Source organism: Mycoplasma aquilae ATCC BAA-1896 (assembly GCF_048074525.1).
Taxonomy (GTDB): Bacteria; Bacillota_I; Bacilli_A; order Mycoplasmatales; family Metamycoplasmataceae; genus Mycoplasmopsis; species Mycoplasmopsis aquilae.
Genome location: NZ_CP182208.1, coordinates 137,754 through 161,939, shown reverse-complemented (window position 1 = coordinate 161,939; position 24,186 = coordinate 137,754). Strand labels below are relative to the sequence as shown.

Here is a 24,186-nt window from a genome sequence, read left to right as displayed (position 1 = left end):
TTAATAAGATAATTAATTTTTTAAAATTTTAGCTAAGAATTCTCCAGTATAGCTTTTTGGACTTTGAGCAACTTGTTCTGGTGTTCCTTGAGCAACAACTTGTCCTCCATGAATTCCACCATCAGGGCCAAGGTCAATTAAATAGTCACAAGATTTAATTACATCTAAATTATGTTCAATAACAACTACTGTATCACCATTATCAACAATTCGATTTAAAATAGCAATTAATTTTTTAACATCATGCGTATGTAATCCGGTTGTTGGTTCATCAAGCACATAAACAGTCTTACCTGTAGGTTTCTTTTGTAAATAAGTTGCTAGTTTAACTCTTTGTGCCTCACCACCACTTAATGTGGTTGACATTTGCCCAAGTTGGATATATCCAAGTCCAACATCCATTAAAATTTGTAATTTTTCAATGATTTTAGTTTTATGTTTAAAGAATTCAAAGGCTTCTTCAACAGACATATCTAAAATTTGTGAAATGTTTTTATTATGATATTTAATTTCAAGAGTTTCACGATTATATCTTTTACCATCACATTGATCACATGGCACAAAAACGTCTGGTAGAAAGTGCATTTCGATTTTAATGAATCCATCACCACTACATTTTTCGCATCTTCCGCCCGGCACATTAAAACTGAAACGTGATTTAGTATAACCACGTGCCCGAGATTCTTCAATATTTTCAAAAATATCCCGAATATCATCAAAAACACCAGTATATGTAGCTGGATTTGATCTCGGGGTTCTTCCTATTGGAGATTGGTTGACAGCTATAACTTTATCAATATTACTTAAACCTTGAATCGAACTAAACTTAGCTTTTTTATGATTAATCCCATCCAGTAGGCCTAAAGAATATTGAATACCACGAACAAAGATTTCATTTATTAGTGTACTTTTGCCAGAACCAGAAACACCAGTAATTCCAACTAGCATTCATAGAGGTATAGTAACATCAATGTTTTTCAAATTATTTTCTCTAGCACCTTTAATTGTAATTTCAGTTTTATTGCCTTTTCTACGACTAAGGGGCACTGGGATATTTCATTCATGAGATAGGTATTTTCCAGTAATTGAATTAGGATTGGAAATAATATCTTCTAAATGTCCTTGTGCAACAACTTGTCCACCATGAATTCCGGCTTCAGGGCCGATATCAACAATATAATCAGCTGAATACATTGTATCTTCATCATGTTCAACCACAATTAGTGTGTTACCAATATCAACCATTTTTCTAAGTGTATTAATAAGCTTTAAGTTATCTTTTTGGTGTAGACCAATAGAAGGCTCATCTAGGACATATAATACTCCTGTTAGGTTGGAACCTATTTGGGTTGCTAGTCTAATTCTTTGTGCTTCTCCTCCACTTAGTGTTTCAGCACTACGGTTAAGAGTTAAATAATCTAATCCTACATTTTTTAAGAATGAAAGACGATCAATCAGTTCTTTTGTAATGAGGTTTGAAATTTGTTTCTCTTGTTCACTTAACTTGCCTACTAAACTTTGAACGTTTTCTAAACATTGTTCAACTGACATTAATGTATATTCATAAATGTTTTTATTATCGATTCGTACAGCTCTTGCTGCTTGGTTTAAACGAGATCCTGAACAAACTGAACAAGTAAAGGAACCCATGTATTTATTTAAATAATCACGTCTGCGATCTGAGGAAGTTTCATAGTAAAGTTTTTCAATTTTAGTAACTATACCTTCAATTTGACGATCACGACGAATTATATTATTTGAAGATGATTTTAAAGCGTAAGCAATTGGTTTAGTTGAACCATACATAATAATGTCACGTTCTTGTTGTGTTAATTCATCAATTGGAGTGTTTTTATCTATGTGATAGTGCAATAAGAGCTGGTCAAATTCTTGTCATTCTAAATTTGCTGTATTAATAGTGTTTTCGAAGTATTTAATAGCACCTTCATTTATTGTTCTTCAAGGTTCAGGAACTATAGCATCAAAGTCTGCTTTAAACTCTACACCTAGACCCTTACAGTTTTCGCACATTCCGTAAGGAGCGTTGAAAGAAAACAATCTAGTTTCAATTTTAGGCATATTAAAGTCTTTATATATACATGAGTGCGTTTTTGAAAATGAATAAATTTTATTATTTTCTACATCTTCAATTTTAATTAATCCATTTGAATGTTCTGCTGCAATGTCAATAGCTTCTGCAATTCTGACATAATTTTCTTCATTAAGTACAACACGAGTTATAACCAAATCAATATCATGCTTATTATTTTTTGCAAGCTCAATTTGATCATCTAGTAAATAGAATTGACCATCAATTTTAACTCTAATAAAACCATCTTTGTGTAACTTTTCAAGTAAGTTAGCATGGGTCCCTTTTTCACCCTCAACTAGAGGTGCATAAATAATGAGCTTTGAGTTTTCTGGCAATTGATAGATTGAATTTAATATATCTTTTGTAGTTTGAGAACTAATTTCAATATTATGATTTGGACAAAATGGTTTACCAATCCGAGCAAAGAGTAATCTGAAATAATCATAAATTTCAGTTACAGTTCCAACTGTAGATCTTGGATTATTATGCACAGTTTTTTGCTCAATTGAAATAGATGGTGAAAGCCCTTCGATTTTATCTACATCTGGTTTTTTAGTTCCTCCTAAAAACATACGAGCATATGATGAAAGAGAGTCAACATATCTACGGCGTCCTTCTTCATAAATAGTGTTAAAAGCTAATGAACTTTTACCACTGCCACTTAGACCTGTAAATACTATCAATTGATTTTTCGGAATGGTTAAATTAACGTTTTTTAAATTATTTTCTCTAGCCCCTTGAATAATTAATTTATCTTCTTTACTCATTTTGGTCCTCCTCAATTTTATGTTTTTCATCTACTTGTAATTCAAGCAAGATATCACGCAATTCAATGGCGCGTTCGTAATCTAATTCTTTTGCAGCTTGTTCCATTTGCTTACGAATTTCATCAATAGCTTGTTGTTTTTCTTTTTTACTTACTCGACCCTTTGATTGGCTCTTAGTTATAATAGCTTCAATTGCATTACTGATATCATGACCTTGAATAGGCTCAGGAATAGGCTTGATAATTGTTTTAGGTGTAATATTGTGTATCTTATTGTATTCTAGTTGCATTGTACGTTTTTCTAAGTTATCTTCGATGCACTTTTGCATACTTGGAGTAATTTTATCTGCATAGAAAATAGCTTGTCCATTTACGTTTCTTGCTGCTCGTCCAGTGATTTGGATTAAGCTTTCTGCATTACGCATAAACCCTTCTTTATCAGCATCCAAAACAAGAACTTTAGAAACTTCTGGAATATCCATACCTTCACGCAATAGGTTGATAGCAACAACCACTTCGTAAGTACCTTTACGAAGTTTTCTTAAGATTTCATTTCTAACAAATGTATTAAAATCTGAGTGTAAGTAAGCAGACTTAATGCCTTTTTCAAGTAAGTAAGTAGATAAGGTTTCAGCTTGCTTCTTAGATCATGTAAGAATTAATGTGCGTGAATTAGTTTCTCTTTGTTTAATTAAAGTGTCATAAATATCTTCAATTTGATTGTGAGTAGGCTTTACAATAATTTCAGGGTCCACTAGTCCAGTTGGGCGTACAAAGAGCTTAGCTACTTTACCTTCTGATTTATTTAGCTCATAGTCTCTAGGTGTTGCTGAAATATAAATTTTATAAAAATCAAAGTTATCTTCTCATTCTTCAAAATTTAGAGGTCTATTTTCTAGGGCTGAAGGTAATCTAAAACCATAATTTACAAGGTTTTCTTTTCTGCTTCGATCTCCAGCATACATACCACCAACTTGTGGGACTAATTTGTGTGACTCATCAATAAACATTAATGCATCCTTAGGGAAATAGTCTAGTATGGTATAAGGTCTTTGACCAAAATCCCTACCATCTAGGTACATTGAGTAGTTTTCAATACCCTTGCAGATCCCGAATTCCTTCATATCATCCATATCACTTTGGATTCTTTGGGATAGGCGAGAAGCTTCTAATATTTTGCCTTCCTTTTGGAATTGGGCAATACTTTTTTCTAATTCTGCTTGAATTTTAGGGATAATTACATCATAAATTGAATTTTCTGTTGCATAAGCATTACCAGGTGAAAGTACATAAATCTTGGGTTTTTGTTGTACTTCTTTTGTCAACGGGTCTACAACAGCTATTTCTTCAATTTCATCACCAAAAAAAGTTATTCTAATAGTTATTTCTTCATTGTCAGCTGGACGCACAAAAATAGCATCACCTTTGACAGTGAAGTCTCCAGCTTCCTGAACAGTATCATTTCTATCGTATTTAATTTGAATTAGTTTATTAATAAATTCCTTAATAGAAATAGGTTGATGTATGTAAAATCTAAAGAAAGAATCTTTATAGACTTCTGGGTTAAGCGCACCATAAATAGCACTAACACTAGCGACAATAATTACATCTTTTCTAGTAAGCAATGAATTAATAGCACTGAGACGCAGAATTTCGATTTGTTCATTTGTTTTTGAGTCTTTATCAATATAAACATCAGTTGCAGGAATATATGCTTCCGGTCTATAGTAATCAAAATATGAAATAAAATACTCTACAGCATTTTCGGGAAAGAAACTTTTTAGCTCACTATATAGCTGTGAAGCTAATGTTTTAGTATGTGATAAAACAATAACTGGACGATCAAATTCTTTGATCACATTAGCAATTGTAAAAGTTTTTCCAGAACCCGTTACTCCTTGAAGTACTTGTTCACGGTCGTGATGTTTAATTCCATCAACAAGTTGTTGAATTGCCTTAGGTTGATCACCTGATGGCTGATAATTTGCATGTAATTTAAATATTCCCATAATTCTTTATATTATATTCTTTTATCCTATTTCTCAAAATTATAAAAAGTCAAATATTAGCTAGTAAATATAGCAATATTTGACTTTTTTATAAATTTTAGTATAAATTTTGCCTAATTAAATAGTCAATTCCTTCAGAAGTAATCCGTCTACCTTTGGAACTTTTTTCTACTAATTTTAACAATAGTAAAGGAGGCTCAATTTCATTTACTATGCTTTCCTTAGTATGTAAAAGTAAGCCTGTAATTGTATCTAAAGCAACATACTTCTCCTCAAATCCTTCCTTAAGTACTTCTAAGTATTCAATATGGTCTTTAGTTAACCCGAACTCATAAAGATCAAGATATTTAAAGGTCTTCTTAACTATTCTTTTATTAATTACACCTTTATTATGAGCTAATGCAAAATCATTTATCCGTTCGAGCAAGTGATTAGCAAGTCGAGGCGTACTGCGTGAGTAACTTGCAACAATTTTTAAAATATCATCTGTTACATCAATGGCTAGTTTATTTTTAGATATGCTTAGGATTTTAAAGATATCTTCAGGGGTATAGTTAACAATTCTACCAACAAAACCGAAGCGATCTTTAAGAGGTTGAGAGATTTCATTTAATTTAGTTGTAGCGCCAATTAATGTAAAGGGCTTAATTTTCATTCTTACTGCACGTGAGTTGCCATCCGCACCTACTATTAAGTCAAAAACAAAATCTTCCATTGCACCATATAAGAATTCAATAACATTTTTATTTATACTATGAATCTCATCTATGAATACTACATCCCCTTCGTTAATGACTGAAAGCACACTGATTAAGTCAGCTTTCTTTTCAATATTAGCCCCTTGAATATAGTGAATACGAGATTGATTTTCTTTTGCAATCAAGGTTGCTAGTGTGGTTTTACCCATTCCGGGTGATCCATAAAGTAAGATATGATCTAGAATTTTGTTTTGAATTTTAGCACTTCGCATCATAGCTTGAAGTGTTTTAACTAATTTATGTTGCCCAATAAATTCACTAAATTTATTAGGCCTCAAGTCTAGATATGTCATTGCTTTCGTTAGCTATGAGTTTAATGCTTTCTTCAATCATATTATCTATGTTATCTGTGAATTTAATTTTCTTCATTGCTAAATCAATTTGACTCTTTTGGAAGCCTAATTGTTGTAATGTCTTATTTAATTCTTCACGTAGTTGTGATTTTTCAGCTTTCTTGTTATCTGCATTTGAAATGATCTTTGATCATTTTTCAGATAATTGCACACAAATTAGATTTGCTAACTTTTCGTTAATAAATTGAATAGAAGCCAATTCTTGATAATTGCTGTTTGCAATTAAACGAGCAATGTATTCTCAGCCTTTGTCAAGTAAAATCATCGCAATCTTAGGTCCGATCTTTTCAACAGATACTAAGTCAATGAACAATAAGCGTTCTTTAAAATCTTTAAATGCGTATGTGCATTCATTATATTCAGTTCGATGTTCATACAAATAGATTTTTGCTTTCTGTCCAACTTCATATCTAGACTCGTCAGCTACAGTCATGAGATATCCTTCTGAGCGTGACTCTAGTATGATGTTATTCTTGTTTTTATAAACAATTTCTCCAATAATATATAGTTTCATTATTTACCTTTCTTTCATCTCTCATTATTTAAATTATTTTTGAGCTAAAAAGAACTAAAAGTAAACAAAAAAGCACTATTTCCAGTGCTTTAATTATTTATAAGAATGATTAATTAATAAAGTTATTATTTATTTCTGTCGTTTAATGCAACATAGCCTTCAACTTTTTTACCTTTGTAAAATCCACAAAATTGACATACAACATGTTGTTCAATTTTTTGACTGCAGTTTTTGCAAGATACAAGGTTAGGTGTATCTAAAGCTGAGTGAGTGTTTCTTTTGTGTTTACGTTGTTTAGACGTTTTACGTTTTGGAACAATAGCCATTTTACCCCCTTTGAAGTATGTATTAATTAATAAGCTAATTTATTATATTATAAAAATTAAAATTTAAAAATATTTAATTAGTAAAAATAGTTATTAATTTTGTAAAAATATCATACTTATTTTAAGCAATCTAATTATAATTTATTTGTGAAAAAAAATAAGAAAAATCGCGTAGGAATAATTGCTGAATATAACCCGTTTCACAATGGACATATTTATCAAATTAACTGGATCAGAAAAAACATCCCAAATGCCTATATTATAGTAGCTATGTCAAATAAATTTACCCAAAGAGGAGAAATTGCCTGTGCTAGTTTTAGCGCTCGCAAAAAGGCTGCGAGGGATTTTGGAGTAAATAAAGTTGTTAAGATGCAAGATAGAGACGTAATTCAAGCAGCACATATTTTTGCCCAATCAGGCGTTAAATTATTAGCTAAATATAAGATTGATTATTTAGTTTTCGGATCAGAAAGCAATGATGTTGAAAGCTTAATTAATATTGCTAAAGCAATTAAATCAAATCCGACTGAATATAATGCTTTAGTGAAAAAATATCTAAAGTCAGGTGGCAATAGTTATCCTAAAGCAAACAACTTAGCAATTCAGGAATTAATGGGACAAAATATACAAATGCCAAATGATATTCTTGGCCTTGAATATGTTAAAACTATTATTAATAATGATTTTCTAATTCAACCAATTAGCATGCAAAGAACAATAGAATTTCATGCTTCAGAGGTAAAATCATCATTCGCTAGTGCTTCTAAAATTAGAGAGATGATCAACCAACATGAAGATATTTCAGCTTATACTCCTATGCGATTAGTTTATGATGCAAAGAGGGATATTTCAGCTACTTATCCTAAGTTTAAAAAAATAATAATAAAACAATCTGCAAGTAAATTAGCTCAATATAAACTTGTTGATGAAGGCATTGAGAATTTATTTAAAAAACAAGTGGAATTAAATAATGACTATAACAGTTTTATAGATGCTTGTGTTTCAAAAAGATATACTCGCAGCAGAATTCAACGAACTTATCTTAACATACTACTTAAGATAAAAAAATAACGATACTATCCAAAATCTTGTGTAAATTTAAAATTACCCAAAAAAGGGTAAAAAGAAAAGATAAGTTACCTTATAATTTTTTTGAACAAGAAAGGAACTTATCTATGAATAATTTTAAACTATTAAACCAAGATTTTATTAAAAACTTTTCTAAAAGTATAAATAGTATTGATGACTTTATGAAACTAATGCTTGAACAATACAAAAACGATATTCAACATATATTAAACGAACTATTAAAAGATGGATTAACTGAATTTCTTAAATACGAGAAATACAAAAGAGCAGATACTGATAATTATAGAAATGGGTACTACACAAGAAAATTATTATTAGAAATCGGAGAAATTGAACTAAATATTCCTAGAGATAGAAATGGGGATTTCAATAATAAACTAATTAAAAAATATCAAAGAACACAAGAAGAAGTGACAAAATTAGTCAAAATTTTATTTAAAAGGGAATGGATTATTCAGATATTATCGATGTCACGACTGATTTATTTGGAAAGCAGTTATCTAAACAATCTATAACAAATATAACTGATAAATTTTTGGTAAATGTTGAAGAATTTAAGAAAAGACAACTTAAAAAGAATATAAAGTTGTCTACTTGGATGCAACATTTTTGAGCATTAAACGTGGTACATATAGCAAAGAAGCTGTTTATATAGCACTCGGTATAAGCCTTGAAGGAAATAAAGAGGTACTAGCTTTTGATATTAATCCTAATGAAAGCGCAAACAAGCTGAGATGAAATACTTCAAGATATAAAGAATCGTGGTGTTGAGAACGTCGAACTTTTTGTTACTGATGGATTAGCCGGAATTAAAGATGTAATCTTCAAAAACTTTCCATCTACTAAATTTCAAAGATGTTGAACGCATATATCTCGTAATATATCTACAAAAGTGAAACCATCAGATAATTTTGAAATTATCCAAGACTTAAAATTAATTTACAATCAAACCGATGAAGAACAAGCTATTCAAAAATTCAATTCATTTTTAAATAAGTGAAACAAGAAATACCCAAACATTACAAGAGGACTCCTTAAAATTGCGGATGATTTATTTGCGTTCTATTCTTTTCCTTATGCAATACGAAAATCAATATATACGACTAACTTAATAGAAGCATTAAATTCACAAATAAAAAGACAATTAAAGGGTAAAAACAATTCTCCACAGTAGAAGCTGCGGAGAAAATACTTGTTGCAATGTTTGAAGAGTACAATTTTAAGAATTCTCAATACTAAAAATTAAAAGATGACATTCCACTAAAGGTAAAGTGGAGCTGTCATCTTTTTGGTTCCTGTTGTAAAATTAGTGTACAAAAACAAAAGAAAGGAACCAATTTAATTATATGATAACTGCAACTAAAATGCACAAGAAAAATATAATTTGTGTTGAAACAGAAATAAGAATAGACAATTTTGATAACACAAAAAACAAATTACAAAATGCGAACATTTTATTTTGAGACCTTACAAGGATAAAACATTAAAGACTAAACTTGACAATGAACTTAACAAAGCTAGAAAGCAAAACACTAATTATTTCCAATTAAGTAACTTATCTTGTTTGTTTGATAACTTACAGAGATACAATAGCTTAATTGAAATCTCTAAAGTGATGAATATAAATATTAAAACAATCAAAAGTAACATCGAAAACGCTGCTGAAGAATACAAATATACAACAACAGCAAAATGTAAGAGATGTAAATCAAAGATGATGACTGTTACATATTTATCGCTAGAAGAATGAACTTATACAAAAATTGCATTAGCTCAGAATATTTATGAGTCAAATGTAATGAAAAGTTGTGAAAGATTAAAACCAATACAAGACTTTTTGATTGAGTGAAGTAATTTAAGAAAGAAATACAAAAAATTAAGAAAAGAAAATCCTGATATGGATCTTGGTGAAAATATTAAATATACCATGCAAGTATCAGCAGCTCGTTTATTAGATGAATATACCAAGAAATATAAAGGTCAAAATGTGTTTATCCCTACACTAAAGACATTTTATAATGCAATAGACACTAAATTAGATATCGACTTCAGTATGTTTGTGGGTAAAAAGGAATGAGCAATTCATCATTTGACAAATCTCAAAAGAAGAAAAAACGAAAATACACAAAGTCAAAAATTCAAGGCGCAACTTCTATTCATAATAGAGATGAAAGCATAAACAACCGCGAAGAAGCTGGACATTACGAAATGGATACAGTTGTGTTTAATAAGTCTAGCAAACTTATTTTAGTAACTGTTTATGAAAGAAAATCAAGATTAGGATATGCGATGCTTTCAAAAAGAGATGCTCAATCAGTTGTTAAAACTGTCCAAAAATCATTAAACTTTATGGTCTTACAATTAAGACATTAACAATAGATAATGGCTCTGAAAACACATTATTGCACACAATTCCAGGAATAGGAAAAATCTATACTTGTGACCCTTATTCTTCGTATCAAAAAGGTGGAATTGAATGTTGACACAAAGAATTACGAAAGTTTATTCCAAAAGGAAAATATTATTCCTGAATAAATGATCAAAACATAATGAACATTTGCCATATTATCAATAGCTCAAAAGAGAATATAAAATTCCGGGTAGTTTATACACTGTGCGCATGAGTGCATATGAATTTTATTCAACATATTGTTAAAAATAGCAAACTTTTAAAATAACCTCATCAAATTTTTATGGGTGAGGTGCCTTTTCTACTGCTTTTTTTATAAAAAACCTTTAAAATTAAAACAACATTGGTTTTACAATCAAAATTAGACCTTTAGTGGAAAATCATATTTTTAATTTATAGAATTCTCAATACAAACATTGTGGGTTTAAAAACATTTAATAAATTATGTATAATTTGTATACCATAAGAATTATAAAACTTATCTTTACAAATTTACACAAAATTATTTATAGTATCAAAATAACGAGAACATAGAGTTCTCGCTTCGAATTATTTAATTCGATTTCATTTATATCCATAAGAATGAACTTCCTTATGGATTTTTTTTCACATGATTTTTATGTGTTGTCTAATATTTTGATATCTAAAGCTGAATTTGAATTCAGAATCACCAGTATTAATATACTTATAGGTATTAGCTTTAAAACAGTAGGTTACAATTTTTGCTACATTACCTGGTTGATTATAATGCAATATATCATTGCGTTTGTAAAGGGTTGAAATGAAATAACTGTTAATATTATCTTGTAATAAGAGATAGTCAAATAAGTTTACTTTTCACTCATCTTCTTTATTTTCAAACGCAAAGTAATAACAATAATTTTTTGATGAGACAGAAAGATTTTCAAGAATTATGCGCACTTGAGTATCTTTATATGATAAAGATCCACTTCGTGTTGATAAAAACTTGTTTGAGTTAAATATTACGTTTAAATCTTTCTTATATAATGACTCAATATTTTTTATGATTTCACTAAATTGAGGTGCTAAAACTACATCAGTATAAACTTCTAATGGTTTTAACTTCTTGCGTAAGTATAAAGCTGCTTTATTATTTGATTCATAGATGTTTACATCTATGTGAATGGTGTTAATAACTTTTTGAAATGTATTTACAAGAAACTTGTAATCATCTGTAGCTACTTGGTTTTGTTTATTTTGGCAAAAATCAAATAAATTACTAATAAAGAAACCTTCAATTTCAACATATTTTGATAAACCAGCATAAATTTTATTTATGTGGTTATATAATTCATTTTCAGCATTATCTTTTTTAAGTTTTATAACTTGCGTGTAGAGTAAATCGTTGTATTTTAGAGATGAGTGATTATCAACATTTTCTTTAACTTCAAAGTTATTAAGATCAACTCTGCTTAGTACATCTGAAAAAGATGCAATACTATGAAAGTCTAAGGTAAAGTAGAATTTTGTATTTAACTTTGCTGCCTTTGATAAAAATAGATGCAAGTTCTTGATTCTCTTTTTAGCCAGGTTCTCATTTTCATCATCTAGTAACATAAGATGATAGTTATAAAAATTATACAAATCAGGTACTACTATGCCTACCTCATAGTTAAAAGCACTTAGTTCCCCTAGTTTCTTTAAAATATTTTCAAAATATTTTACCGAAACAATTAATTCATTATTTTTAAGGATTTCTTCGTCTAGGAAAATAAAAGAATTAATTTTACTTTCCGAAGTTTTTTGTCAAGAAAGATTGGAATAAATCATTTGAGTCTACCCCCATAGTTTTAATTTTGTAGTCAAGGTCGCCTAACTCAGTGAGAATTCTTCTCACATCATTTGCCTTATAGTTATTTGCAATTCTCTCAATCACAAATAGTCGTTTTAATGAAATGTTTAGCTTGCTGGATAATAAATCGCGCTGTGTAATAGCTTTAGAATACGCAAAATATCTATTTAACAAGCACATTGTATTACTAATGGTATATATTAACTTAGTTACATCTTCACCTTGTGCACTTAATAGGATGTATTTTGAATATATTTCATACAAATTATTTGTCCCTAGAGCATTTGAAAAGTAGAATGGATCATCAATTGGATATTGTGTGATAAAACTATCAATTAACGCCTTATTAATAGGCTCATTTAATAGTGCTAATTTATCAATTTCATTCTGCGCTATAACAATATCATTAGGGATTTTTGTTAGAAAATATAATAAGTCACTATAATTAATTTTTAATCCATATTCAGCAAAACGTTTATTAACTCATTGGCTAAACTCTTTTTCATTATAAGAATGAAATTCGAATTTATATTCAATGTGTAAAAGTGAAAGGAATTTGTTGTCTGTTGGTTTAATTTCTTCTAGATAAATTAAACATTTTGTTGTTGACTGATTGAATAATTCAGCCAACTGTTCAAGGGTGATTTTGTTATTTTTAAGGAAACTTTTTTCTTTATAAAATTTAGGATTATAGAAAATTAAAAGTTTGTCTCCCGAGAATAAAGAATTAGATAGCAATATATTACTAAGGAAGTCTAAGTCGGATAAGTCTTCCTTTATTTCAAATATAGAATCTGGCCTATATTGCTGCTTAATTTCTTTAATTTTTTGATTAATAAAATATTGATTTGTTCCAGTGATAATCGTCATATCTTAATTATACTTTCTTGTTTCACTTTTTTTGTAAATTAATGACTGTTTCAGCAAGATTAAGTAGTCCAATACATATAGTGCTAAAAGATAGTTACTATTTGGGAGTTCGACCCGTAAATTAAAGCTATGGAGCAAACTGATTAATTTACTTAGCAGATAGGAAATGGGACCACATATGAAGGTTAATGGAAAAAATATGGCAAAAAAGATAATTGCAAATTGAAAAACAGGAGTCAAAAGCAAGATATAAAGAAAGCTTAAAATGCTAAATGCATGTTGTTGCACAGATATTATAGTGACTGATAAAAATCACGAGAGAAAGTAAATCTTTAATAAGTATAAAGCCTTCATATATGTGATGTTTTTGTGCTTTTCTTCTTCAATTTTAGCTTGTCCTTGACTATAAAGCACTAAAGAGAAAGTTAAAATAAAGGATAGTCAATAACCAAGGTTTAAGACATTTTTAGGTGAGTATAACAAGTAGACAAAAGATATTCAAAATAATATCTGATGCAATGATACCCTATGGTGTCAGTGCTTTTTAATTAAAAATTGTTGAATTAATAGGAAGGTAAAAGCACGAAATACCGAAATCGACTTCTTAACAAAGAAGAAATAAATAATTATTAAAATCGTGCATAATATTTTACTTTTATCAATCTTATAAGTTAATAATTTTATTAACCCAAAGATGGTAGCAAAGTGTAAGCCACTAACAACGATTAAGTGCACTGCCCCCATATCCTTAAGCGATTGAATTATTTCATTATGGACCTGAATATTAAAACCAAAAAGTAACGGAATTATTAATTGATAATACTCTAGATCTTTTTGCAAATAATATTTAAAAAACCAATATCTGACATTTCATCAATGTTCTAATTTGGTATAGTGAGTAACTTTGAGAATATAATAAATATTGTTTGACGCATAATAATTTGAATTATAGTCCATAGGCATTAATTTACCACTAGCATAAAATTGCGAATACAAGGTAATATCTGGATATAGGTCACTTTTTCATACTACAAGTTTGCGCAAGTATTGATCCTGGATATAAACATTTTTCTCAGTTACATCAATTACTGTATAACGTCCACTTACTTCCTTAAACTCATATCAATTAATAAAATAGATATAGTTATGTATATTTCAAAATATAAATCAAAGAAATAAACATAGTCATATAAGCCACATAAACTTTAAATTTATACAAGCAATATAGACTATTAAAATTGCAATTGGAATAGCTAAGAGTCATTGATTTGTATCTACCATTAAAGCAAAAAGAGATAAGCAAATAAAGAAGTTGATCCACATTATTCTAAAATTAAGAATTTTTTTAATTTTAGAAAAGTTTTGTAGCCAACGCCCTTTATTGATTCAATATCTTTTCATGTCACTGTATCCTGCTTATGTTTCTCGTGATAGTCAAATAAGATCTTTGCATATTTTTTATCTATCCCAAAAGCAATAAAATCGCTCATAGATTTAATATCGCTTCAATATAGTGTTCAATCATATTTAGGAACAAAAACTATTTTTTTATCATCAGCATATTCATCTAACTTAAATTTATCAAATTTTGAGCCAGTCTTAGCTTGTGCTAAAAAAAATAATTCGCGATATGTGAGTGGAGTTAATGATTCGACATGTGTATGCAAAACATTGCCACTAAGTCGATAGTGGTAAATTTTTTCTGGTTTATCTTTTTTGTTTTGGCCTTCAGAGATCTGCCCTTGGTTTAATCTTTGAGAAAGGACAAAACCTGAAATGGCGCCAGCTAATGAAAGCCCAATTAAATAAAGTCAGATTTTTTTCTTTTGCATACATTTTATATATTAAATTTAGCTAAAAAAGTACTCAAATTAAACAAAATCCTATAAAAGTATAAAAAAGAACCACAGATACCTGTGGCCTTATATATTATATGTATAAAAATAAAATACTGGATGTGTAAGAATTTATAAAATATATTAAGATATATAAGAAATAAAAAACAAGTTGTAAAATAAAAAATAAATATGTATATATAAATGATTTGCTTAAAATGCGACTTTTTTAAGCACAATAACTTAGTACAAAATAATAAATAGTTTACTATTTAAGCAGTATACAGGACATTCTCATGTCCCATAGATATAATACACTATTTTTTTCTAATCAGAAATAATATTTTTTACATTTTATTTTTTTTAATCCCTATGATATAGGAGTAAATAAAAATATCATGCCAGAATATACTAGCATGATAAATGAAATAAATTTAAAATAATCATTGTCTTTTGTTAATTGTGCGTGTACTAATATAGTTTTTATAATATGCATTATTAAAGGTAATTCCTAAAAACATAAAGTAAACAAATCAGTTTATAAAGAAGGCTATTGTGAAGAAGAATCCAACAACCCCACCGAATTTATCATAGTTGAAATAACTATTAATAGTATTGAATAGTAATACAAGTAAAATGGTTGGAGTCGCAGATAACATAGCTCCTTTATAGATACTTTTTAAGTTCAATTTAAATGATGGTATGAGTTTAAATAACATAATTAATAAAACAAATACAAAGATAGTTGTAAATGTGAAATATACCACTAAATTGAGCCAATTATTAGGTTTCGGGTCAATGCGCTTTTCTAGCATAATATCAGCTGTAGCAAAAGCTCAAAACAGTACCGAAACACATAGCACTATAAAAAATCCTTTTATTTTATTTCCTCAGTAAGTCCCCATTTTATAATGTTCATAAATATAGTTGGCTGAAGAAATTAGCTTACCATATCCTGTACTTGAAATGTAAAGCGATGAAAGGAATAAAAGTAAGTTTGGCAAGATAGTTTTAGAAGAAAAGCCTGCACTTTGGTCAGCAACAATATTAATTAAATAAGATTGTGACCCAGGTAAGAATCTCCCTAATGTACGTGAGGAGAATTCAGTGGCAAAATCTTTGCCCACAAAGTTATAAAAGGATGGGATATTGCTTGCAAAAAGATTAAGTAGGTAAACAATATAAATTACAGGCACAAAAGAGATTAGAAGGTAAAAAGCACTTGAGAGTCAAATGAAGTTATATTCTTTGCTATTGAAGTTTGTATAAACATTATCAATAACCTTAATTCTCTTACGATTTTCACTATCATTTCTTGCTCTTAAAAGCAACTTAGCAAAGAAAGTGATTAAAATTTTCTTTATTAAGAACTCGTATAAAATCAAGAAAATAACGAAACGATCAGGAAAAATTAAGTTTTGATGGAATTGCTTTTTAATATAGCGATTTTTATTTTTGCTTTTTGTTAGCTTGTAATAAAAATCATTTTTTTTACTTTGTCATTTCATTTAATAATTCTACAACAATTTGGTTTGAAAGTACTGGGCTAACTTGACCACCAGTTTCTTTCATTAATGCACCTAGAATAAACTTAATAACTCTTTCAGGACGAGTGTTATATTCAGCTAGCATCTCTTTGTTTTTATCAATTATTTGGATAATGTGATTTTTAATAATTACTGGATCAGTAATTTGTTTAAGGTTATGTTGTTCCAATAATTGTTCCAAATCACCTCGGTAGTTAACTAATAAAGGTATTAATTTTTTAAGTGACTTACCAGAAATAATCTCTTCTTGAAGTAATTCTAAAGCTTGAGCTAATAATTTAGGATCAATGGCTAATTGAGTAGTGTGTGTAGACATTGAGTTAGCTAATGAAACAACTTCAGCAAAAAATACCTTTGATAATTTATCTTTATCCTCATAAGGAATTGAATCAAAATATTTACTTAAATCATAATCGTCAATAAGACTTTGAATATAAATATTTTGAATACCATAGCTAGTATATCTAGCTAGTTTTTCATTAGGTAATTCATTGATTTTAACGCTATCAATAAATTCCTTTGAAAGCTTAATGATAGGAATATTTGGATCTGCAAAATACTTGTAGTCAGTAGTTCCTGTCTTAGTACGCATGACCACTGTTTGGTTGTTGCTATCATCAAAACGTTTAGTTTGTTGAAGAATTACTTCACCGCGAAGTAATTTTTCTCTTTGCAATTTAATTTCATATTCAATCGCTTTCTTAATATTAGAAGTTGAGTTCATATTTTTAATTTCAACTTTAGTTCCAAATTTTTCAACACCATAAGGTCTAAGTGAAATGTTAATATCAGCCCTTAATGAACCTTGTTCAAGCTTCCCTTCAGAAATTTCTAAAGCAAGGACAGTCTTCTTAATCATATCTACATAGTTAGCAGCTTCTTCGGCTGTACGAATAACTGGATAGGTTACGATTTCAATAAGTGGAATACCAGCACGATTATAGTCTAATTTTGTGCCAGCTTCATCATGGTGTTGTCTTGCGGTATCTTCTTCAAGGTGAATTCTTTCAATTTTAATTGTTTTAGGGCCAAAGCTAGTAGGAATAACTAATGAACCATTTTTACCAATAGGTCTGAAGAATTGAGTAATTTGGTAGCCTTTAGGTAAATCGGGGTAGAAATAGTTCTTTCTATCAAAGTGTAATTCGTCATCAATTTCCATGTCAAGAGCCTTAGCAAGAGCTACACCATATTTAACAGCTTGCTTATTAACTTGAGGTAATGTCCCAGGGTAAGCTAGGTCAATTTGATTTGCTTTAGTGTTGGGAATTGCATTAAAATCAATTCCTGCAGGTGAAAACATTTTAGTTTTGGTTTTTAATTCAACGTGAATTTCAATACCAATAATTACTTCAAAATTATCCATTGATTTCTCCTCTTAATTCTTCAAGATATTCAGCATACCCTAATAATTTTTCATCACTATAAATAGCTGATTCAAGTGCAAAGCTGTATGGCATATGTTGATGCATACCAAGTGGTATTGTAATTGAAGGGTTTCCAGTTAAGTTAGCTCCTGTTAATATAAAGTTCATTACCTTATTTGTTGAAGTATCTTCATCAAATTTTGGAGCAATTCCTGAATAAGCTGGGAAAAGTACACAGTCATATTTATTGTGTAATTCTGCATAGTAGTTCTTAATTAATCTACGTGCTTTTTGAGCCTTAATAAAGATTTCTTCTTGATTTTCTGTATATAAGAAGTAGCTTCCTAAGGCTAAACGTTCTTGCACCATTTTTCCAAACTTTTGAGATCTAGTATTAAGCATAATTTCTTCTCAAGAATCACCATTTACTCTACTACCAAAACCAATTCCAGTTAAGTTAGCTAAGTTAGAACTTGCTTCTGAGAAGCTTACTACACGGTAAACGATATTAATAGCGTTTAGAACTTCTAAATTAGGCTCAATAATTTCAACTTCTGTTCCATTGGCCTTGATTTTTTCGATAAATTGTGCCATTGCTTGATTTACATAAGGTTTGACAAAAGGACTAAAATCTAAGAAAGCAATCTTATTCGGCTTTGTCTTGGTAGCGTTAGTAATTTGAACATCAACGCTAGTCATATCCTTATAATCTTTTCCAAATAATGTTTGAGCAGCAATTATAGCATCATTAACATTGTGTGTAAAATAAGCTACAGTATCTAATGATGAAGCATAAGCAAACATGCCATATCTACTAATAGCCCCATATGATGGCTTAAACCCAACTAAACCATTAAAGGCAGCTGGTAGTCTAACACTATCACCAGTATCGCTCCCTAATGCAAAACCAATATTAGTGGTCATTGTAGCTGCTGATCCTGATGATGAACCACCAACAAATCTTTCTGGGTCACGCGGATTAACTACAAGCCCATAAGCACTATATGTACCAGTTCCGCCAAGAGCTAATTCATCATTATTAACTTTAGCTATAATTCTAGCATTCGCATCAATTAATTTTTGAACTACAGTGGCATTATAAAAAGGTTGAAAATTATCAAGTATTAAACTAGAAGCTCTTGTAGGAGCATCATTTGTTGCAAAAACATCTTTAATTGTTGCAATAACATTATTAAATGTAGCTTCTTTTTCTTGGTAAACTTTTTCTGGGTATAGGTATGCTACAGCATTATTAGTATCGTTTTTTACTTCGCTATAAGCTTTTGCATAATTTCCTTTATTGTGATATTGTCTCATTATTTTACCACCTTTGTTAGTGCAACAAATTCTCCGCTAGTTGCTGGAGCATTAGTTAAAATATTAGCTTGATTAATTGAATATGAATCATCTTCAACATCTTCACGTAACAGATCAATGTGTAAATCTTCATTAATTCTTTCCATTGGTGTTAGATTTTCTAAATTTAAAGCGTTGAGCCCTGCAAGGTCTGCTTGAATTTGCTCTCAAGAAACTAAAATTTTATCTAAAACATCATCATTTGGGCGCAACATTAAAGATTGCACAATATCTATTAATTTTTCTCTTGAAATTTGCTTCATTTGTACTCCTATTTTTTAAAGTTAGGTAATGAAAATACCTCATAGTTGTTTAGGTATTTTAAATCACCAGTAATATTTTGAAATTTTAAACTATATGAATGTAATTGTAATCTTTTAGCATTTGGACCATGGTATTTTCTATCCCCATAAATTGGATATCCCAAGTATTTCAATGTTACTCTAATTTGGTGTTTACGACCAGTAACAAGTTGAGCAACTTTTTTGTCATCTTCCATGTAGAATAAAGTAGTTGTAATTTTTCCATTTTGAATTTTTTTAGGACTAACTTTCATACGCTTGTTAGGCTCATCCTTAGCTGAGTATAAAGTAATTTCTAATGGATTTATACTAGTGTATTTTTCTAGGTTTATATTACTTCAAAAAGTATATTTCTTAATTAGGTTATCTGAGTGATCATTAAAATATGAAACTGTTTGATAATTTTTTCCATATAGAATAATACCACTGGTTTCTTTATCTAAACGCCCAATGTGAGAAGGCTTAAAACTATCTACAGGTTTAAAGTTAAGGTAAGTTAAGACTTGATTATCAAGGCAATTATCTTCTCCATGAACTTCTACACCAGTTGGCTTATCAATGATTAAAATATTCTCATCTTCATATAAGACCTTAAAATTAGGTTTAGCTGTACTTACTTCAGCCTCCTTAAATTCAGCGCTATCTTCCAAAATTCCATAAATTGAAATTAAATCGCCCTCATTAATGATTTGATTTTTTGTGATTTTTCTATCATTGTTTATTTTGATATCTTTCTTACGGAAGATTTTTTCTATACGACTTAGTGGTAATGTTGAACAATATTTACTAATTACTTTAAATACACTTCTACCAGCGTCATTTTTTGTCGCTTTTATTTCTAGCATAAAAAACCTCTTTATATTATTATATTATTAAAAAAGAAAAATTGGCTTCGCCAACTTATTCTTCACGTTGTGATGAAAATAAATCGAAATCGCTGTTTTCGTTTTCAACACCTTCTACGTAGTTGAATTCGTTTAATTTAGGTAAATCACGCATACTGGTTAGTTTGAAGTGGTCGTAAAATTTGTTAGTAACACCATATAAAACTGGGTTTCCAGGTGTTGGTGCAATTCCAACTTCTTCGATAACACCTTTAACAAGTAATGTATTAACTACTTGATCAGATGCTACACCACGAATTACTGAAATTTGACTACGTGTAACTGGTTGCTTATAAGCAACAATTCCTGCAACTTCGATTGCAGCATTAGATAATCTTTGTTTTTTAACAATTGAGACCATTTTTGAAACATAATCCTTAAATGTTTCTCTGGTTGCAAATTTATAAACTTCATTAAAGTTAACAACTTTAATTCCGAGTTCCATATCATTAAAATAAGCATGGAAATCAGACATAACTTTTTTAGCTTCTGCTAAGGTAGCTAAAGAGAAGATATCTTTCACTTGTTCAAGTGTTAAACCATCATCTCCTTGAATATATAATAAAGCTTCTAAAATTTTATTTTTCATTGTAAAGCTCTCCTCGTTTAATAGTTATTTCACCAAATTCTTCTTTTTGTTCAATTACTAAGACTTGTTGTTTAGCTAATACTAAAACAGCAAGTAGGGTAACAACAAAGTGATTTAGAGATGGCTGTGTAAAGACCATTTCAAAAGTTAATACTTCATGTTCCTTAAGTAATTTTTTAATAAATGGGAATTGGTCAGAAGGTGATAAGTTAAATGTTTCTAATTTAGTTGTTCTTAAGTGTTGCGCATAAACTCTTTCAAACATTTTTCTTAAAACTGAAATAAGTTTAACTGGGTTAGAATGACCATCTAATCTTGAATCATCACTATCAACAATAAAATCATCTACGTTTGAAGGCGCTTTGATAAACATGTCTTCACGGTCAGATTCAAATGTTCTTAGCGCTTCTTTAATTTCTTTGAATTGTTGATATTCAACAAGTTGTTGAATCAATTTGTTCTTTTCTTCAACAACTTCAGCAGGTTCCTCAGCTTCTGGATCTTGTAAAACCATGCTAGCTTTAATTTTTAATAAAGTAGCAGCCATAACTAAGTAGTCACCGGCAATATCGATTTCACTATCTTTTAATTGATTAATAATTTTTAAATATTGATCAGCTAGTTCAACTAAGTTAATATCAAAAATGCTGATTTTTTTATCTTTGATAAGAGATAACAGTAAATCTAATGGTCCATCAAAATCTTGTAATTGAAAGGTGTATTCGCTGTAGTAAGGATTAGTTTTGAGCGCCATCAGTATCAACCTCTTTTAAAATTATTGAATGTACATGAGCTGCGACTTTTGCAGAATCTTGAGTAATAAAACTATTAGGTTTTAGTGGTGTCAAGAATTTTACTGTTACTGTTAATCTGCCTTTACGCTTACTATTATCAGCTTCCTGTGAGTGTAAAATCGCTACAGGTTGAATTGTAAGATATTCTTTCTGTGCAAGTTTAAAAGGAGCTGCTTTAAACTCACCAAGTGGTTGATCTAAAACCCTAGTTCCTTCTGGGAAAATCACACCATAGGTTTTGTTTAATTTAATAAATTCTGCAAATTTATTCATTTCCACTAAACTTTGTTTAATACTATTGCGATCAACAAAGAATGTATTTAGTAAATATAACGCACTCTTAATAAATTTAGCATCAGCTAATTCTTTTTTAGCAACAAAGGTTGGGATTAATTCTTTAGCACTCGCTTCATAAGTTTGCTTTTCTAAAGCCACAAGCATAATAAGTGGATCAAAAAGTGACTTATGATTTGGCATGACTAAAACGCTACCAGATGCAGGTAGATTATCGTAATTTTCAATTACAACATCAATGTTGTATAGTTTTAGAATTTTTTTGCTTAGTTTTAGTAAATATTTATAGCGCTCAATAGATTGCATTTGATCAGCGTCTTTTCTATATTTACGATATTTAATTTTTAAGTTTAAAAAGCGTGCAGCTCATAATGGAGATAAAATAATTTTCTTAAAAGTTATGTTTAATGCAGTTTTTTTCATAAAGGCCTTTCTATTGTTTAGCAACAACAGCTATAACAAAGTCATCAGCATAGCTAATTGAAATTAAAAAATCTTTAAATTTTCATAGTTTAGATTCACTGTCTTTTTTAATGTTGACTTTTCTAAAATCGATATAAGTGTTATCAGCTTTAAAAATCGCTTCCTTGATAGCTCATGAGCGTGCTAGAAATTTAGCCTTTGAATCGGGTGTATCAAGTTTATTAAAGTGAACTAATTCATCAGCTGATAAAACGCGATTTCAAAATATTTCACCTTTATTTAAAAAACGTGAAATATTTGTAATATCTATTCCTATACCATTCATGTAATGAATTATATAAAATTTATTGATTATTGGTAATAATGGATACAAGCAATTCTAAAAATTTTTTATAATAACGTAATTTGTCCAATGTGACTGCAGGAGAGGTTGAAACTTTATAAGTAGCTGCATTTATTCCGCTTAGTGATTCATTAAATTTTAATATTTCCACTACATCTTTCAAACTATAATGGTGATCTGAACAATAAATGTTTTGCATAATCGCATTAATACGAGCGACGATATCACTTAAAGCTGCCTCTACAAAAAGTAAATACAATCCTAAGCAATAAATTGATTTTGGTGTGTGGCCTCTAGTTGAAGTTTCTGAAAGATAGTTAACTTTATCTAATATGTATTGGTTTCATTCTAGGTCTGAATTATAAACTGGCAGTAGCTTTAATTTTTTTAAAACCAATTTCTTGCTGCTTAAGAAAAATTTGACATATGTTTCTTGAAATATTTCAAAACAATGTTTTTGATTTTGCGGTGAGTATCAAAAATCAATAAGTAAGTCACGTTTTACTGTTGAGACTTCATTAGCAGTTGGCACAAAATAACAATATAAATAGTATTTTTTATAGTTCATAGAGATTATTTTGAGCAAGAAAGGCCGATCCATAAGATTATTATTATACTGTTGCATTAGTTTTACAGATAATTTACGCCCTTTTGTATAAATGTTTTTATAAATGTCATGTAAGTTGTTTAAGCGCAAGCAAAAATCAATATTTTCTTTATTTAGAGCTTTAAAAAGATCTAGTGAATAATTAGCAACTATGTAATTAGATAAGTTGGCAATTTCTTGAAAATTTGTATAAGAAAATGGGCGATTTAACGAGTCCAAAAGAAGGACATCATCGTCCATTGTATCTTGCGTGAAAAATTTAGGTGATCAAAAGAAATAATTATAACTTTCATCATTATTTAAATCAAAATTATAATTACCTAAAGAAAAGCTTGCATCATTTTTAATTAATGTCCCATCAAAAAGGCGTTCGATGTAACTAACGGGGTTGCTAAGCGCTCTTAAATCTAATCTATCACAGTATTCAACAACTGGTTCACCAATATATCAGTAAAAGACATCTAAAAAATCATCAAAAGTTTCTTTTGAAAAAATATTTTTTAATTCTTTAACAAATGGTAAATTTTGAATAATGTCATGATATTTACAATTTAATACAACATTATCAACTACAGGCACAATTGGTGATGTACATTCTTTATTATCATGTCTTTCAACTAGCACCATTGGTCATATATTCAATGCTTGTTTAAGATCAAAAATCAGATGTTTTTTGCCATTTTTAACTGCTTTAAATCTGGCATCAAGACTCTTAATACCATCAGCTAATAATGTTAATATTAATATGTTCGTTCTCTTTAACATTTATTCTCCACTTTATATTATATAACATTGCGACTTTTACGAAGCAAGAAAGTTATCGTTTGTTAAAATTGTTTATTAAA

The 24,186-nt window shown here is 29.3% G+C and carries 25 protein-coding genes and 1 pseudogene; 7 read left to right on the top strand and 19 right to left on the bottom strand.

Annotation, left to right across the window (positions count from 1 at the left end; genetic code table 4):
- Nucleotides 1-12 precede the first annotated feature (12 nt).
- The 5 genes from uvrA to rpmF all read right to left on the bottom strand — a co-directional run bounded on the left by uvrA (nucleotide 13) and on the right by rpmF (nucleotide 6,818).
- Nucleotides 13-2,859, bottom strand: a complete 2,847-nt coding sequence (uvrA, locus tag ACM0IS_RS00785) for an excinuclease ABC subunit UvrA (protein ID WP_416756370.1) — start codon at nucleotides 2,857-2,859, stop codon at nucleotides 13-15.
- Nucleotides 2,852-4,867, bottom strand: a complete 2,016-nt coding sequence (gene uvrB / locus ACM0IS_RS00780) for an excinuclease ABC subunit UvrB (protein WP_416756369.1) — start codon at nucleotides 4,865-4,867, stop codon at nucleotides 2,852-2,854. Before uvrB ends, uvrA begins: the two co-directional genes overlap by 8 nt.
- 97 nt (nucleotides 4,868-4,964) lie before the next feature.
- Entirely contained in the window at nucleotides 4,965-5,918 is a 954-nt protein-coding gene (gene ruvB, locus ACM0IS_RS00775; protein WP_416756368.1) for a Holliday junction branch migration DNA helicase RuvB, read from the bottom strand.
- Entirely contained in the window at nucleotides 5,893-6,492 is a 600-nt protein-coding gene (ruvA, locus tag ACM0IS_RS00770; RefSeq protein ID WP_416756366.1) for a Holliday junction branch migration protein RuvA, read from the bottom strand. Before ruvA ends, ruvB begins: the two co-directional genes overlap by 26 nt.
- 125 nt (nucleotides 6,493-6,617) lie before the next feature.
- The gene (gene rpmF / locus ACM0IS_RS00765) at nucleotides 6,618-6,818 is read right to left on the bottom strand and encodes a 50S ribosomal protein L32 (protein ID WP_416741824.1); all 201 of its coding nucleotides are present in this window, start codon (nucleotides 6,816-6,818) and stop codon (nucleotides 6,618-6,620) included.
- A 147-nt stretch (nucleotides 6,819-6,965) separates the two neighbouring features.
- Between rpmF and ACM0IS_RS00760 the strand changes: the two genes are divergently transcribed.
- From ACM0IS_RS00760 to ACM0IS_RS00730, 7 genes and pseudogenes are all read left to right on the top strand, one after another.
- Entirely contained in the window at nucleotides 6,966-7,889 is a 924-nt protein-coding gene (locus tag ACM0IS_RS00760) for a nucleotidyltransferase (protein ID WP_416756365.1), read from the top strand.
- Nucleotides 7,890-7,906: 17 nt separating this feature from the next.
- On the top strand, nucleotides 7,907-8,422 hold the full coding sequence (locus tag ACM0IS_RS00755) for a transposase (protein WP_416756364.1): 516 nt from the start codon (nucleotides 7,907-7,909) through the stop codon (nucleotides 8,420-8,422).
- Nucleotides 8,353-8,720, top strand: a pseudogene (locus ACM0IS_RS00750) (transposase). The gene ACM0IS_RS00755 and the pseudogene ACM0IS_RS00750 overlap by 70 nt, the downstream one beginning before the upstream one ends.
- Nucleotides 8,620-9,081 (top strand): IS256 family transposase, encoded by a 462-nt coding sequence (locus ACM0IS_RS00745; protein WP_416755871.1) that lies wholly within the window; start codon nucleotides 8,620-8,622, stop codon nucleotides 9,079-9,081. The pseudogene ACM0IS_RS00750 and the gene ACM0IS_RS00745 overlap by 101 nt, the downstream one beginning before the upstream one ends.
- A 285-nt stretch (nucleotides 9,082-9,366) precedes the next feature.
- Nucleotides 9,367-10,086 (top strand): hypothetical protein, encoded by a 720-nt coding sequence (locus ACM0IS_RS00740; RefSeq protein WP_416756102.1) that lies wholly within the window; start codon nucleotides 9,367-9,369, stop codon nucleotides 10,084-10,086.
- A complete protein-coding gene (locus ACM0IS_RS00735) occupies nucleotides 9,981-10,280 on the top strand; it encodes a hypothetical protein (protein ID WP_416756363.1) in 300 nt (99 codons plus the stop codon). Before ACM0IS_RS00740 ends, ACM0IS_RS00735 begins: the two co-directional genes overlap by 106 nt.
- A gap of 29 nt (nucleotides 10,281-10,309) precedes the next feature.
- On the top strand, nucleotides 10,310-10,585 hold the full coding sequence (locus tag ACM0IS_RS00730; protein ID WP_416756361.1) for a hypothetical protein: 276 nt from the start codon (nucleotides 10,310-10,312) through the stop codon (nucleotides 10,583-10,585).
- 281 nt (nucleotides 10,586-10,866) lie between these two features.
- On the opposite strand, the gene ACM0IS_RS00725 is transcribed toward ACM0IS_RS00730, so the two are convergent.
- The 14 genes from ACM0IS_RS00725 to ACM0IS_RS00660 all read right to left on the bottom strand — a co-directional run bounded on the left by ACM0IS_RS00725 (nucleotide 10,867) and on the right by ACM0IS_RS00660 (nucleotide 24,106).
- Entirely contained in the window at nucleotides 10,867-12,108 is a 1,242-nt protein-coding gene (locus ACM0IS_RS00725) for a hypothetical protein (RefSeq protein WP_416756360.1), read from the bottom strand.
- Nucleotides 12,065-13,000: a DNA polymerase III subunit delta gene (gene holA, locus ACM0IS_RS00720; protein ID WP_416756359.1), complete on the bottom strand. Its 936-nt coding sequence runs from the start codon at nucleotides 12,998-13,000 to the stop codon at nucleotides 12,065-12,067. The genes ACM0IS_RS00725 and holA overlap by 44 nt, the downstream gene beginning before the upstream one ends.
- Before the next feature lie 3 nt (nucleotides 13,001-13,003).
- Nucleotides 13,004-13,957 carry a ComEC/Rec2 family competence protein gene (locus tag ACM0IS_RS00715; protein ID WP_416756358.1) on the bottom strand — a complete coding sequence of 318 codons (954 nt, stop codon included), beginning with the start codon at nucleotides 13,955-13,957 and terminating at the stop codon, nucleotides 13,004-13,006.
- 365 nt (nucleotides 13,958-14,322) lie between these two features.
- Entirely contained in the window at nucleotides 14,323-14,832 is a 510-nt protein-coding gene (locus ACM0IS_RS00710; RefSeq protein WP_416756357.1) for an MAG0490 family ComEA-like DNA-binding protein, read from the bottom strand.
- A 437-nt stretch (nucleotides 14,833-15,269) separates the two neighbouring features.
- A complete protein-coding gene (locus tag ACM0IS_RS00705; protein WP_416756356.1) occupies nucleotides 15,270-16,343 on the bottom strand; it encodes a YhjD/YihY/BrkB family envelope integrity protein in 1,074 nt (357 codons plus the stop codon).
- The gene (gene gatB / locus ACM0IS_RS00700) at nucleotides 16,327-17,748 is read right to left on the bottom strand and encodes an Asp-tRNA(Asn)/Glu-tRNA(Gln) amidotransferase subunit GatB (RefSeq protein WP_416756355.1); all 1,422 of its coding nucleotides are present in this window, start codon (nucleotides 17,746-17,748) and stop codon (nucleotides 16,327-16,329) included. Before gatB ends, ACM0IS_RS00705 begins: the two co-directional genes overlap by 17 nt.
- Nucleotides 17,741-19,066, bottom strand: coding sequence for an amidase family protein (locus tag ACM0IS_RS00695; RefSeq protein WP_416756354.1), 1,326 nt, complete (start codon nucleotides 19,064-19,066; stop codon nucleotides 17,741-17,743). The genes gatB and ACM0IS_RS00695 overlap by 8 nt, the downstream gene beginning before the upstream one ends.
- Nucleotides 19,066-19,368, bottom strand: a complete 303-nt coding sequence (locus ACM0IS_RS00690) for a glutamyl-tRNA amidotransferase (protein ID WP_416756353.1) — start codon at nucleotides 19,366-19,368, stop codon at nucleotides 19,066-19,068. The genes ACM0IS_RS00695 and ACM0IS_RS00690 overlap by 1 nt, the downstream gene beginning before the upstream one ends.
- Nucleotides 19,369-19,376: 8 nt before the next feature.
- A complete protein-coding gene (locus ACM0IS_RS00685; RefSeq protein ID WP_416756352.1) occupies nucleotides 19,377-20,252 on the bottom strand; it encodes a pseudouridine synthase family protein in 876 nt (291 codons plus the stop codon).
- A gap of 55 nt (nucleotides 20,253-20,307) precedes the next feature.
- Complete coding sequence (scpB, locus tag ACM0IS_RS00680) at nucleotides 20,308-20,880, bottom strand: SMC-Scp complex subunit ScpB (RefSeq protein ID WP_416755614.1); 573 nt, start codon at nucleotides 20,878-20,880, stop codon at nucleotides 20,308-20,310.
- On the bottom strand, nucleotides 20,870-21,634 hold the full coding sequence (locus tag ACM0IS_RS00675) for a segregation/condensation protein A (RefSeq protein WP_416755616.1): 765 nt from the start codon (nucleotides 21,632-21,634) through the stop codon (nucleotides 20,870-20,872). Before ACM0IS_RS00675 ends, scpB begins: the two co-directional genes overlap by 11 nt.
- Nucleotides 21,618-22,391 (bottom strand): lysophospholipid acyltransferase family protein, encoded by a 774-nt coding sequence (locus ACM0IS_RS00670; protein ID WP_416756351.1) that lies wholly within the window; start codon nucleotides 22,389-22,391, stop codon nucleotides 21,618-21,620. The genes ACM0IS_RS00675 and ACM0IS_RS00670 overlap by 17 nt, the downstream gene beginning before the upstream one ends.
- Nucleotides 22,392-22,401: 10 nt before the next feature.
- Complete coding sequence (locus ACM0IS_RS00665; protein WP_416756350.1) at nucleotides 22,402-22,716, bottom strand: 4'-phosphopantetheinyl transferase superfamily protein; 315 nt, start codon at nucleotides 22,714-22,716, stop codon at nucleotides 22,402-22,404.
- Between the two features lie 19 nt (nucleotides 22,717-22,735).
- The gene (locus tag ACM0IS_RS00660) at nucleotides 22,736-24,106 is read right to left on the bottom strand and encodes a hypothetical protein (RefSeq protein ID WP_416756349.1); all 1,371 of its coding nucleotides are present in this window, start codon (nucleotides 24,104-24,106) and stop codon (nucleotides 22,736-22,738) included.
- Nucleotides 24,107-24,186: the final 80 nt, after the last annotated feature.